This is a genomic window from Pseudomonas sp. FP453 (assembly GCF_030687495.1).
Lineage (GTDB): Bacteria > Pseudomonadota > Gammaproteobacteria > Pseudomonadales > Pseudomonadaceae > Aquipseudomonas.
Genome location: NZ_CP117435.1, coordinates 5,876,935 through 5,890,282, shown reverse-complemented (window position 1 = coordinate 5,890,282; position 13,348 = coordinate 5,876,935). Strand labels below are relative to the sequence as shown.

Below are 13,348 nucleotides of genomic sequence, written 5' to 3'. Positions count from 1 at the left end.
ATGTTCAAGCCCCTGGCGCTGGTCGCTGCCGTACTGTCTGCATTCAGCCTGAATGCCTTCGCCAAGACCGACCTCACCGTGTACACGGCCCTCGAAGCCGAGCAGTTGAAGACCTACAAGCAGGCCTTCGAAAAGGCCAACCCGGACATCGAGATCAAGTGGGTGCGTGACTCCACTGGCATCATCACCGCCAAGCTCTTGGCCGAGAAAGACCGCCCGCAGGCCGACGCGGTCTGGGGCCTGGCGGCGTCCAGCCTGGCGATCCTCGACCAGCAAGGCATGCTGGACAACTACGCACCCAAGGACCTGGACAAGATCGGCAAGAACTACCGCGACCCCGCCAACCCACCGGCCTGGGTGGGCATGGACGTCTGGGCTGCGACCATCTGCTTCAACACCGTCGAAGCCGAGAAGCAGGGCCTGAGCAAACCCGTGAGCTGGCAGGACCTGACCAAGCCCGAGTACAAGGGCAAGATCGTCATGCCCAACCCGGCCTCGTCCGGCACCGGCTTCCTGGACGTGAGCGCGTGGTTGCAGACCTACGGCGAGAAACAAGGCTGGCAGTACATGGACGACCTGCACCAGAACATCGGCCAATACGTTCACTCCGGCTCCAAGCCGTGCAAGTTGGCGGCGTCGGGTGAGTTCCCGATCGGCATTTCCTTTGAATACCCGGCCGTGCAGCTGAAACGCCAGGGCGCGCCGCTGGACATCATCCTGCCGAAAGAAGGCCTGGGTTGGGACATTGAAGCCACGGCGATCATGAAGGGCACGGCCCATGCCGACGCGGCTAAAAAGCTCGCTGACTTCTCTGCCAGCGCCGCTGCCATGGATTTGTACAAGGACAACTTCGCCGTCCTCGCCCAGCCGGGGATTGCCAAGCCGCAGACCGAATTGCCGGCTGACTATGAGCAGCGCTTGATCAAGAACGACTTTGCCTGGGCGTCGAAGAATCGCGACAGCATCCTGACCGAGTGGCGCAAGCGCTATGACGGCAAGTCGGAGAAGGTTGCCGGTCAGTAAGGTTTTCGTTAGGGCTACTGGCCTCATCGCAGGCAAGCCAGCTCCCACATTTTGACTTGTGAATACCTTCAAATGTGGGAGCTGGCTTGCCTGCGATAGCGGTCTCAAGTACAGGAACAGCACAACATGACACACCCCACCGACCTGCTAATAGTCGGCGCCGGCATCCTCGGCCTGTCCCATGCCTATGCCGCCGCCAAGCGCGGCCTCAAGGTCAAGGTTTTCGAACGCAGCGCGACACCGTTGGGCGCCTCGGTGCGCAACTTCGGCCAGGCCCTGGTCACCGGCCAGCCACCGGGCCCGATGCTCGACCTGGCGCGGGAAAGCCGCGATATCTGGGGCCACTGGGCCCAGGTCGCCGGCTTGCAACTCAAGCGCAACGGTTCGTACCTGTTTGCCCGCTCCGAGGCCGAAGAGCATCTGCTGGAAGCCTTCTGCGCCGGTCGCGCCAAGGAGCACGGCTACCACGTCGAACTGCTGCAAGGCGCCGCGCTGAATGACCTGTACGGCGGCCAGTTCCGCCATCACCGCGCCGCGCTGCATGGCCGCGACGATCAGCAGCTGTATTCGCGCGAAGCGATCCCGGCGTTGATCCACTACCTGCGCAACGAATTGCAGGTGGAGTTTCACTTTTCCACCCTGGTGCGCGACGTCGAACCCGGCCAGGTCCACACCACGGCGGGCAGCTTTCGTGGCGAGCAGATCATCGTCTGCTCCGGGCATGACTACCAAACCCTGCTGGCCGACGCGATGGCCACGCTCAACCCGAGCATCTGCCGCCTGCAAATGCTGCGCGCACGGCCAGCGGCGAACCTGAACCTGCAACACGCCTTGCTCACCGGCTTGAGTTGCGTGCACTACGGCGCCTTTGCCGACCTGCCCGAGGCGGCAACGGTGCAGGCGCAAATCCTGCGGGAAGCGCCGCACCTGCATGAACACGGCATCCACTTGCTGATCAGCCCCACGCCTCACGGTGAACTGATCATCGGCGACTCCCACGACTACGGCAGCGATGCCTCGCCGTTCAATGCCGAGCAGGTGGATGACTGGATGATCGAACTCGCGGAGCAGACCTTGGGGTGCAAGATCCAGGTGGTCGAGCGCTGGCAGGGTGTGTACGGCTCACGTGGGCCGGGGCCGTTTTCGTTCCTGCGGGCGGCCTCTGGGGTGAGCGCGGCACTGATGCACACCGGCGTGGGCATGAGCGTCGGGCCGGCGTTGGCCGAGCGCAATATCAGCCTGTTGTGGGGCGCAGCGTGATGAGCCCGGAACAGGCGATTGCCGAAGTGTTCGGCTTGTATGAACAGCACGGCGCGGCGGATTACATCGGCGAGCCGGTGTCGCAGATCGAGCACATGTCCCAGGCCGCACAACGGGCGATGGCCGAAGGTTTCGACGATGAAGGTGTTGGCGGCGTTTTTCCATGACATCGGCCATCTGTGCGGCCAGGGCGGCGCGAACATGGGCGGTTACGGCGTGGTCAGCCATGAACCGGCTGGGGGCGGATTACTTGCGCCGCGCAGGGTTCAGTGAGCGCATGGCCAGGCTGGTTGAGTATCACGTGCAGGCCAAGCGCTACCTGACGTTCAGCCAACCGGATTACTACGCGCGCCTGAGTGAAGCCAGTCGCCGCACCTTGGGCTACCAAGGCGGCGTGATGAGCGCCGAAGAGGCCCGTGCGTTCGAACAGGACCCGCTCTGTGCCGTGAGTTTGCGCATGCGTCATTGGGATGAGCAGGCCAAGGCCATGCACGTGCCGGTGCTCGACCTTGAACTGCTCAAGGCCAAGGCGCGGCAGGTGCTGGCGGCTTAGGTTTCGTCGAGGCGCTGGGCCAGGGCTTCGATCTGTTCCTGGCGCTCGGCCTGGCTGAGCTTGGCGTGGGGGTTGAGGGACGACCACTGCGGATGGGCGCGCGCCTTGTGCAGCGCGTCCGGCAACTTGCCTTCGCGCCAGCTTTTGTCCTGGGGCGTATCGACCTTGATGCTGTGCATCGCCGCATGCCCGCGCTGGTTCAGGGCCTTGAGCAACTGGCGCTGGCGCAGGGCGAGCAGGCGCAGCACGCCGTCGTCCACGGTCAGTTCGCGCTGGCCCTTGATCTTGCCCAGCAGGCGGCCGCCGTAGCTGCGCGCGGTTTGCAGCGCACCACCGGCAATCGCCCCGGCCAAGGCCGCGGCGCCGAGGGTCAGGCCGCCGACCAGCAGATCCACACCGGCCCCGGCCGCCGCGCCTGCGGCGATCCCGCCGCCGACGCGCACGCCGAGTTGCTTGAGGGTTTCCGGGTTGAACAGGTCATCGCCCCAGCGACCGTCCAGCAGCGGCAAGTCGCTGGCGGCGGCGTCTTGCGGGCGGAAGCCGAACAGTTTGAGCAGGGCTTCCACACACTTCTGTTCACGCTGGCGCACGGCTTTGCGCAGCTCGTTGACGGCTTGCGGTTCGTCCTCGGGCACCACGCTGCGCCGGCATGCGGCGCAGTCGATCAGCAGCTCGGCGATCAAGCGTGCAGCGCTTTGCTGACGGGCTTGGCGTTGGGCTTCTTGATCAAGAATCAGCCGCTCCAATTGTGGCCGCGCGCTTTCCAGCAGCAGGGCGAGGCTTTCATACAGGCGCCGCTCGCCGTCTTCCGGTGGCGCGACGCTGTCGAAACGCACCAGCGCATGCAGGCCCAGGCGGGCCAGGGCTTCGCGCCAGTCCGGCTCGCGGTGGTCGCTGCTGCTGACGAAGTTGAGCACCGGCAACAACGGCTTGCCGCAGCTGGCCAGCACTTGCAGCTCGTCGCGGTACTTGGCCAGCACCGGCTCGCGGGCGTCGATCACATACAGGCCGGCGTCCGAGGCCAGCAGTTGGCGCAGTACCTTGGCTTCCTGTTCGAAACGCTGGCGCGCTTCGCTGCCTTCCAGGAACCGCGCCAGGCGCGCCGGGCCGTCGAGGCGCTCGCCCGGGCGGTCCAGGCGTTCCAGGTAGTCGAGCAGGGCGATGGCATCTTCCAGGCCGGGGGTGTCGTACAGCTCCAGCAAGGCTTCGCCGTCCACCGACAGGCGCGCCCCTTCGACATGCCGCGTGGTGCTGGGGCGATGGGACACTTCGCCAAAGCCCACGTCGCGGGTCAGCGTGCGCAGCAGCGAAGTCTTGCCGACATTGGTGTGGCCGACCACGGCGAGTTTCAGTGGTTTAGTCATGCCCGGTCTCCAGCCAGTTCAGCGGCGCGCAGTCGGCGAAGGGCAGTTCCAGCTGTCGCAGTGCGGTGTGCCAGTCGCCCAGGCGCTCGGCGTCCAGCGCCTGGCCGTGGGGGGCTTGCAGCAGCCACACGCGGGTTGCGCTGGCGCTGCGCGCAAGTTCGGCGATCAACGCCAGGCTGCCGCGATCCGGTGAGCGCCGTGGGTCGCAGGCGATGGCCAGGCGCGCGGGCGGGAAGCGCGTGAGTTGCTCCAGCAGCTTGTGGCGCGATTCGCGGCTGTCGAGGATGCCCGCATCTTTGACGTTGGCCGGCAGCTGGGGCGGCCATGGGTGCTGATCGTCCAGTTCAATGGCCACCAGCAGGGCGCCGGCGCTTTCCAGTTCGCTGACGCCGCTGCTGACCTGATGCAGTTGGTCCGGTGCGGCGTCGTTGACGCCGAGGCGTTCGCTGCTGGGCATCAGGCGTTCGCGCAGTTGGCTGTAGCCGGGCAGGTTGAGGTCCAGGTGCAGGGCGGCGCGCCCGCGTTGCCAGCGCCACAGGCAGAGCAGGGCGAGGATCAGGCGCGGCAGCAGGCCGTAGACCAGCAGCACGCCGACCAGCCACGCGGCCCAGGACTGGCGGGCGCTTTCGATATTCAAGGCGGAGTCGCCGCTGGCGCGGATCATTTCGACCGTCGGCACATTGAAGCCGAGCAGGGTGGGCAGGCTGCCCAGGGCCTGGGTCGCGGCAACGAAGGTGTCGGCGCTGAGGATGGTGGTTTCCCACACGAAGCCGTAGCGGCGCGTGGCGAGCAGCATCAGCAGAATCACCAGCGCACTGAGCAATGCCAACAGCCACAGGCCGTTGACCAGCACACCGACGGCCCAGCGATTGAGTTTTTGCCGTTGCAGCAACAGCAAAAGCGCCGGTGCCAATTGTGCGGCCTTGGCGTCGCGGGCGAGCTTTTCGCTGAGCCACAACCACAAACGCCCGAGGCTGGCGCCGTGTTCGCCGGCAAACAGCAGGCCCAGGGCCCAGCTTATGAGCAGGATCAGGTTCAGGCCGAGCAGGCTGCCCAATGCCCAGAACACATTCACCGGGGCCAGGCCGTTGCCCATTGCGGCGAAGGCCAGGCCCGCGCCGCTGAGTACGGCGACGACCGCCAGCAACACCAGCGCCAGGCGTGCGCCTTGCAGCCAGCGGGTCAGGGCGGAGGTCAAACCATCGCGCTCGGCCAGGTGCAGGGCGCGCCGCTGGATGCGCGTCGGCAGGTCGCCCCCGGCCGCGCGGGCCAGGCGGTTGGCTTCCTGGTCTTCCAGGTTGCCGGCGTGTTCTTCGCGCAGGCGTACTGTTTCCGTCAGCCAGAGTGTGTGCAGGGGAGTCACGCGCCGTCCTGTTGTGTGAGTGAGCCTGGAGCATAACCCCTGGCTCGTGGCTCTGGTATTCTCGTCGCCATGAAAAAAACTCTCCCTTTAAGCCTGATCGCAGCCCTCGGTGAAAACCGCGTGATCGGCGTCGACAACAGCATGCCCTGGCATTTGCCGGGGGATTTCAAATATTTCAAGGCCACCACGCTTGGCAAGCCGATCATCATGGGGCGCAAGACCTGGGACTCCCTCGGTCGACCGTTGCCGGGGCGCTTGAACATTGTGGTCAGCCGTCAGACCGATCTGGCGCTTGAAGGTGCGGAAGTTTTTCCGTCGCTGGAGGCTGCGGTGGAGCGCGCCGAAGAATGGGCACTGGCCCAGGGCGTGGATGAGCTGATGCTGATCGGCGGCGCGCAGTTGTATGCGCAGGGGCTGGAGCAGGCGGATCGCCTGTATTTGACGCGGGTGGCGTTGAGCCCGGAAGGGGATGCTTGGTTTCCAGCGTTTGATTTGAACCAGTGGAAGCTGGTGTCGAATGTTGAGAACCCGGCGGAAGGTGACAAGCCTGCTTACAACTTTGAGGTTTGGGAAAAGGCCTAAGAGTATCGCAGGCAAGCCAGCTCCCACATTGGACCGAGTATTTCTAAACAACTCGGTCAACTGTGGGAGCTGGCTTGCCTGCGATAGCGGTCTATCAGGCCTGCGCTAACTCAGCATGCTCATCCGCATCCAACAGCGCCTTATCCGTCTGCCCCATGATCTGGCTGGTAATCGCCCCCGCCGTCATCGAACCGTTCACGTTCAGCGCCGTGCGGCCCATGTCGATCAGCGGCTCCACGGAAATCAGCAACGCCACCAGTGACACCGGCAAGCCCATCGCCGGCAGCACGATCAGCGCGGCAAATGTCGCACCGCCACCCACGCCGGCCACACCGGCCGAGCTCAAGGTCACAATCGCCACCAGGGTCGCGATCCACAGCGGGTCCAGCGGGTTGATGCCGACGGTCGGCGCCACCATCACCGCCAACATGGCCGGGTAAAGACCCGCGCAACCGTTCTGGCCGATGGTCGCGCCAAACGAGGCGGCGAAGCCGGCGATGGACTGCGGGATACCCAGGCGACGGGTCTGCGCCTCGATGCTCAACGGGATCGCCGCTGCGCTGGAGCGGCTGGTGAAGGCAAAGGTCAGCACCGGCCACACTTTACGGAAGAAGCGCAGCGGGTTGACCCCGGCCAGGGACAGCAGCAGGCCGTGCACCACAAACATCAGGCCCAGGGCCAGGTACGACACCACGACGAAACTGCCAAGCTTGATGATGTCTTGCAGGTTGGAACCGGCGACCACCTTGGTCATCAGCGCCAGCACACCGTAGGGCGTCAGCTTCATCACCAGGCGCACCAGGCGCATCACCCAGGCTTGCAGGGTGTCGATGGCGTTGAGGACTTTCTGGCCTTTTTCCACGTCATCCTTGAGCAGTTGCAGCGCGGCAACCCCCAGGAATGCAGCGAAAATCACCACGCTGATGATCGACGTCGGCTTGGCCCGCGCCAGGTCGGCGAACGGGTTGGACGGCACGAACGACAGCAGCAACTGCGGGATATTCAAGTCGGCGACCTTGCCCGCGTAATCGCTCTGGATCACTTGCAGGCGCGCCATTTCCTGGGTGCCGGCCACCAGGCCTTCGGCGGTGAGGCCGAACAGGTTGGTCAGGCCGATGCCGATCAACGCCGCAATCGCGGTGGTGAACAGCAGGGTGCCGATGGTCAGGAAGCTGATCTTGCCCAGGGACGCGGCGTTGTGCAGGCGCGCCACAGCGCTGAGGATCGAGGCAAATACCAGCGGGATCACGATCATTTGCAGCAATTGCACGTAGCCATTGCCGACCAGGTCGAACCAGCCGATGGACGCCTTGAGCACCGGGTTGCCGGCGCCGTAAAGGGTATGGAGCGCCACACCAAACGCCACGCCCAAGGCCAGGGCGAACAGCACCTTCTTGGCGAGGCTCCAGTTTGTGCGGCGGGTTTGTGCCAGGCCCAGTAACAGGGCCACGAACACCAGTAAGTTGAGAATCAGGGGCAGATTCATTAGAGCTCCGTCAGAGGCTGCCAATCGCGTGAGCCTGCGATTGCGAACCGGAAAGCCTAACAGCTTGAAATATATTGATTTAATACCGATATGGAATGGAGACTGTCGTTTTTGGAATAAGCATTTGACGCTCAGGCATATGCGGTTGGCGGGATCAGGACGCAAGCGGTCGCGCTCGGGCGGTAACTGTCACAGGGATTTGTTAGCGTCGAGGTTTTTCACTCAGGGAGAAAACGCATATGAAGCTCGCTTCGAGACTGTTTGCCGCCGCACTGTGCCTGGGCCTTGCCGGCCACGCCATGGCCGCCACCGAGTTGAAACACTGGCCTGCCCCGGCGGCCAAGCAACTGAACGAGATGATCGCCGCCAACGCCAACAAGGGTAACTTCGCGGTGTTCGACATGGACAACACCACTTACCGCTACGACCTCGAAGAATCCCTGCTGCCCTACATGGAAAACAAGGGCCTGATCACCCGCGACAGCCTCGACCCGTCGCTCAAGCTGATGCCGTTCAAAGACACCGCCGAGCACAAGGAAAGCCTGTTCAGTTACTACTATCGCCTCTGCGAAGTGGACGACATGGTCTGCTACCCGTGGGTTGCCCAGGTGTTTTCCGGCTTCACCCTCAAGGAGCTCAAGGTCCAGGTCGACGAGCTGATGGCCTCCGGCAAGCCGGTGCCGGTCAGCTATTTCGAAGGCGACGTGGTGAAAAAATCCGAAGTGCAGCCGCCGAAGATCTTCACCGGCCAGCAGGAGCTGTACAACAAGCTGATGGAAAACGGCATCGACGTGTACGTGATGACCGCCGCCTCGGAAGAGCTGGTGCGCATGGTCGCGGCCGATCCGAAGTACGGCTACAACGTCAAACCCGAGAACGTCATCGGCGTGACGACCCTGCTCAAGGACCGCAAGACCGGCGAGCTGACCACTGCACGCAAACAGATCAGCGCGGGTAAATACGACGAGAAAGCCAACCTCGGCCTGGAACTCACGCCGTACCTGTGGACCCCGGCAACCTGGATGGCCGGCAAGCACGCGGCGATCCTCACCTACATCGACGAATGGAAAAAACCGGTGCTGGTGGGCGGCGACACGCCAACGAGTGATGGCTACATGCTGTTTCACGATGTGGACGTGGCCAAGGGTGGCGTGCACTTGTGGATCAACCGCAAGGACAAATACATGACCCAACTGAATGGCATGATCGCCAAGCATGCGGCGGCGCAGGCCAAGGAAGGGTTGGCGGTGACGGCGGACAAGAATTGGGTGATTGTGAAGCCTGACGACATCCAGTAACACCGAGTTGCCCTTATCGCAGGCAAGCCAGCTCCCACATTTTGACCGTGTGAACCCGATCAAGTGTGGGAGCTGGCTTGCCTGCGATAGCGCCCTAAAGAACACCCCCAAACCCACAGCAAAAAATAGATATCAATTGCGAACCAATCTCATTCTTTGCTAGCGTGCACACCTCCTGAACCCCCCGTTCCTCTCAAGGTAGTGCCGTGCTCTCCTGGAATTCGCAGATCGCGCGCCTGTTCGCGGAGCAGAAGAAAGCCCTCGAAGCCTTCGTCACCCGCCGCACCGGCAGCGCCCAAGTGGCCGCCGACCTGACCCAGGAATCGTTCCTGCGCCTGGCGCGCCTGGATTCCGGCGAGAAGATCGACAACCTCCCCGCCTTTCTCTTCACCATCGCCAGCAACCTGGTGCGCGATCACCAGCGCCAGGCCATCCGCCGTGAGCGCCTGGACGCCGGCGAGCCCAGCGAAGAGCTGCCGTGCACCAACCCAGGTGCCGACGAACAATTGGCCGCCTACCAACAGGAACAACTGATGCAGGACGCGATCCTGGCGTTGCCCGAAGCGACTCGGCAGATCTTCCTGCTCTATCATGTCGACGAACTTTCCTACCGCGAGATTGGCGAACGCCTGTCGATCACCCCGCGTAGTGTGGAATACCAATTGCGTCGCGCCTTGATTGAATGCCGCGCGTACATCAAGACGCGGCTTGCCTGCGATGCACAAGGACGTCGGCCATGACCGCCACACCCACTGCCGACGAGCTGTTTGAACAAGCGTCCGGCTGGTATTTCCGCTTGCAGGCCGAGGACGTGACGCCGGCTGAAATGGACGCCTTCGCCGCCTGGCTCGGCCAAGGCCAAGCCCAGGATGACGCCTGGCAGGAAGTGCAGGCGCTGCTGGGCGGCCTGCGTGAGCCGGCCCGGGTGATCCGCCGCGCCGAACAGGCCGCCTGGCGCAAACCGCTGCGGCGTTGGGCGTGTGCCGCCGCGGTGTTGTTGGCGGTTGGCCTGACCGTGCAAAACACCCCCTGGCTCGACCGCCTGCGCGCGGATTACGCCACCGGCACCGGTGAGTCGCGCACCGTCGAGTTGGCCGACGGTTCCCAGCTGCAACTCAATACCGACAGCGCGATTCAAGTGCGCATGAGCGCGGGTGAGCGTCAGATTCGTCTGCTGAGGGGCGAAGGCTTTTTCAGCGTGACCAAGGACCCGGCGCGGCCCTTCGTGGTGCAGTCCGGTGAGGGCTGGGTCAAGGTGGTCGGCACCCAGTTCAGCGTGGCGCGGCGTGATGCGCAGACGCGGGTGCAGGTGGCCCAAGGCAAGGTGCAGGTCAGTGCGGGCAGCGGTGACACGGTGTACCTGGAGCCGGGGCGGGCGGTGGAGTATCAGGGCCAGCACCTCGCCGAGGTCCACGGCTTCGATCCGGCCAGCGGCTTTGCGTGGCGCCAGCGGCAGTTGGTATTCCGCCAGCAGCCGTTGTCGGAAGTGGTCAGCGAACTGAACCGCTACTGGCCGGGCAAGACCCTGGTGCTCGGCGACGCGCTGCGCAATCGCGTGGTCTCCGGCGTGTTTGAAATCGACAAACCGGATGCGGTGATCAAGGCGCTGGAATACACCCTCAACCTGCGCGCCGAGCATTACACCCCGTATTTGCTGGTGTTGCGCGAAGGCAAAGCGTCCTGACGGCAACTTTTTTCAAAATAGTTTCAGGGTTTCTCCGTGAGCCATCGTCCTTGATCACTGAGGCGCAAATAGTAAGCACTCTCAAGTAGTGCGGCGCCGATCACCGACTTTTTTTGCACCGGGGAGCACCATCCATGGCACACCGATACGCCGCACGGCCCTTGCTGGCACTGGCCATTTCCATGGCCAGCGGCATTGCGCCGCTGTACTTGCAGGCCGCTGAGAGCACGCAGGCCCAGACTTACCGCTTCGATATTCCTGGGCAAAGCCTGGACGGCGCGTTGGCGGCGTTTTCGGCGGTGACGCGGATTCAGGTGCTGGTGTCCGGTGAGTTGACCCAGGGCGTGACATCCCCAGGTGTGCGCGGCAGCTTGGGCCAGCGCGAGGCCCTTGGCTTGTTGCTGGGTGGCACGGGGCTGAACGCGGCGTTTATCAATGCCGACACCGTGACCCTGGAAAAACCCGTGGCCAGCGGTTCTGCCCTTGAAGTCGGTGCAACAACCATCAGCGCCGAACGCCTGGGTGCTACTACCGAAGGTACAGGTTCCTACACCACCGGCGCGGTGACCATCGGCAAGGGCGAGCAGAAACTCAAGGACATCCCGCAGTCGGTCAGTGTCATGACCCGCAAGCAGATGGATGACCAGAACACCACCAAACTGTCCGAAGTGGTCAAGCGCACCCCCGGCCTGACCGCGACCAAATCCCCCGGCCCCGGCATGTTCATCTTCTCCCGGGGTTTCGAGATCGGCACCCTGCAATACGATGGCGTAGGCATCCCGCGTAACACCTACACCCTGGGCAGCTACCTCACCGAAAACATGGCGATCTACGACCGCGTCGAAACCCTGCGTGGCCCGGCCGCGTTGCTGCAAGGCGCCAACAGCCCCGGCGGCACCATGAACCTGGTGCGCAAGCGCGGCCAGCAGGCGCCCACGGTGACCATCACCGCCAAGGCCGGCTCCTGGGACCACTATGGCACTCAAGTCGACGTCGGCGGCCCGATGAATGCCCAAGGCACCTTGCGCGGCCGTTTCGTGGCGGATTACGACACGACCAACTCTTTTGTCGACTACGCCGGCGGCTGGAATCAGACGGTCTACGCGGCGGTGGACTACGACTTCACGGCAGACACCACCGTCGGGGTCGGCATCAGCAACCAGAAAGGCCATTCGCGGCCCAACTTCATGTCGCTGCCCCGTTACGCCGACGGCAGCGATATCGGCTTGCCGCGCTCGACCTTTGTCGGCGCCAGCTGGAACCGCAACGTCAACAACCAGACCCAGGTGTTCGCCGACCTGGAGCATCGCTTCAACGATGACTGGAAGGTGAAGGCCGCGTTGGTGGCGATGGACGAGCACAACGACGCAACCTACCAGGCGACGTGGGATACCATCCCCAACGGCGGCGGCACCGTGCGTTATATCGACTGGGTCACCGACTTCAACACCAAGAGTCGCGGCGCGGATGTGTACGTCGATGGCAAGTTCGACGGCCTGGGTTTCCAGCAGGAAATGATCCTGGGCGCCAACTATTCCAAGCTCACCACCGACGACCTGTGGGCGCGGGCGGCCACGCCGGGCGCGGATATCTTCAACATCGACCACAACCGCCCGCAGCGCGACAAATACCAACTGTTCAAGGACGGTTGGGGCTCCAAGAGCTGGTATGACGTTCGCCAGAAAGGCATCTATGGCACCTGGCGCGTGAAGCTGCTGGACCCGCTGACCCTGATCGTCGGCGCGCGCACCAGTTGGTATGAGTTCTCCTACATCGGCCAGAGCGGTATCAAGGGGACTTATGGCGCGCCTGAAGCCAGCACCACCCAAACCAACGGCAAGGTCACGCCGTACACCGGTCTGGTCTATGAACTGAACGACCAATGGTCGGCCTACGCCAGCTACGCCGACGCGTTTGAACCACAGACCAACCAAACCACGTCCCACGCGATCCTCAAGCCCATCGAAGGCAAGAACTACGAGCTGGGGATAAAGGGCGAATTGGCCGATGGTCGCCTCAACACCTCGTTTGCGATCTTCCGCTATGACCAGGAAAACCGCGCGGCCCAAGACCTGCAAGGGCCGCAGAACTGCAACGGTTGGTACTGCTCGGTGGCTTCGGGCAAAGTCCGCAGCCAGGGCTTTGAAGCCACGTTGAGCGGCGAAGTGCTGCCGGGGTTGCAGCTCAATTCCAGCTACACCTACAACACCACCAAATTCCTCAAGGACGACGACTACGAAGGCAAGATCTTCAGCACCTGGACGCCCAAGCATTTACTCAAGGTCTGGGGTGATTACCAGCTGCCGGGTGACTGGCAGAAATTCAGCGTCGGCGCCGGCGTGACCGCGCAAAGCAGCACCGAGGCCTACGACCGCACGTTCAGCGTGCCGGGCAATGCGCTGTGGGATTCGCGGGTGGCGTACAAGATCAACCAGGAATTCACCGTGGCGGCGAACCTGAACAATATGTTCGACAAGAAGTACTACATCCCGGCGTATAACGCGAATTGGGGCAGTAACTACTATGGCGATCCGCGTAATGTGATGTTCACCATGACCTACACCCCGCAGTTCTAAAGCCTTACACCAACCCCCTGTGGGAGCTGGCTTGTGTGGGAGCGGGCTTGCCCGCGATGGCGGAGTGTCAGGCGATACATGTGTTGGCTGACACTCCGCCATCGCAGGCAAGCCAGCTCCCACAGTTCGATCTCCAGTGTTCTGGAGGATTTGTACCAG

General features: G+C 63.3%; 10 protein-coding genes and 1 pseudogene. 8 read left to right on the top strand and 3 right to left on the bottom strand.

Translation table 11 applies throughout. The annotated features are described in order from the left end of the window. The 3 genes and pseudogenes from PSH87_RS26930 (at position 1) to PSH87_RS26920 (ending at position 2,836) form a co-directional block, all read left to right on the top strand. A complete protein-coding gene (locus PSH87_RS26930; RefSeq protein ID WP_305431727.1) occupies positions 1-1,023 on the top strand; it encodes a putative 2-aminoethylphosphonate ABC transporter substrate-binding protein in 1,023 nt (340 codons plus the stop codon). Positions 1,024-1,149: 126 nt separating this feature from the next. Next, entirely contained in the window at positions 1,150-2,283 is a 1,134-nt protein-coding gene (locus tag PSH87_RS26925; protein WP_305431726.1) for a TIGR03364 family FAD-dependent oxidoreductase, read from the top strand. Then, positions 2,283-2,836, top strand: a pseudogene (locus tag PSH87_RS26920) (phosphonate degradation HD-domain oxygenase). Before PSH87_RS26925 ends, PSH87_RS26920 begins: the two are co-directional and overlap by 1 nt. Here PSH87_RS26920 and PSH87_RS26915 read toward each other — a convergent pair. Together PSH87_RS26915 and PSH87_RS26910 are read right to left on the bottom strand one after the other, a co-directional pair. Continuing rightward, positions 2,833-4,200: a DUF3482 domain-containing protein gene (locus PSH87_RS26915; RefSeq protein ID WP_305431724.1), complete on the bottom strand. Its 1,368-nt coding sequence runs from the start codon at positions 4,198-4,200 to the stop codon at positions 2,833-2,835. The pseudogene PSH87_RS26920 and the gene PSH87_RS26915 sit on opposite strands and share 4 nt — an antisense overlap. Beyond that, positions 4,193-5,563 carry a DUF2868 domain-containing protein gene (locus PSH87_RS26910; RefSeq protein ID WP_305431723.1) on the bottom strand — a complete coding sequence of 457 codons (1,371 nt, stop codon included), beginning with the start codon at positions 5,561-5,563 and terminating at the stop codon, positions 4,193-4,195. Before PSH87_RS26910 ends, PSH87_RS26915 begins: the two co-directional genes overlap by 8 nt. A gap of 69 nt (positions 5,564-5,632) precedes the next feature. Between PSH87_RS26910 and PSH87_RS26905 the strand changes: the two genes are divergently transcribed. Beyond that, the gene (locus PSH87_RS26905; RefSeq protein ID WP_305431721.1) at positions 5,633-6,145 is read left to right on the top strand and encodes a dihydrofolate reductase; all 513 of its coding nucleotides are present in this window, start codon (positions 5,633-5,635) and stop codon (positions 6,143-6,145) included. Between the two features lie 94 nt (positions 6,146-6,239). On the opposite strand, the gene PSH87_RS26900 is transcribed toward PSH87_RS26905, so the two are convergent. Further along, entirely contained in the window at positions 6,240-7,631 is a 1,392-nt protein-coding gene (locus tag PSH87_RS26900) for an L-cystine transporter (protein ID WP_305431720.1), read from the bottom strand. A gap of 239 nt (positions 7,632-7,870) precedes the next feature. On the opposite strand from PSH87_RS26900, the gene PSH87_RS26895 reads away from it, so the two are divergent. The 4 genes from PSH87_RS26895 (at position 7,871) to PSH87_RS26880 (ending at position 13,189) form a co-directional block, all read left to right on the top strand. Further along, positions 7,871-8,929: a haloacid dehalogenase-like hydrolase gene (locus tag PSH87_RS26895; RefSeq protein WP_370695286.1), complete on the top strand. Its 1,059-nt coding sequence runs from the start codon at positions 7,871-7,873 to the stop codon at positions 8,927-8,929. Positions 8,930-9,135: 206 nt separating this feature from the next. Continuing rightward, a complete protein-coding gene (locus tag PSH87_RS26890) occupies positions 9,136-9,669 on the top strand; it encodes an RNA polymerase sigma factor (protein ID WP_305431719.1) in 534 nt (177 codons plus the stop codon). Then, positions 9,666-10,613 carry a FecR family protein gene (locus PSH87_RS26885; protein ID WP_305431718.1) on the top strand — a complete coding sequence of 316 codons (948 nt, stop codon included), beginning with the start codon at positions 9,666-9,668 and terminating at the stop codon, positions 10,611-10,613. The genes PSH87_RS26890 and PSH87_RS26885 overlap by 4 nt, the downstream gene beginning before the upstream one ends. Before the next feature lie 134 nt (positions 10,614-10,747). Then, positions 10,748-13,189 (top strand): TonB-dependent siderophore receptor, encoded by a 2,442-nt coding sequence (locus tag PSH87_RS26880; protein WP_305431716.1) that lies wholly within the window; start codon positions 10,748-10,750, stop codon positions 13,187-13,189. The last annotated feature ends 159 nt before the right edge of the window (positions 13,190-13,348 follow it).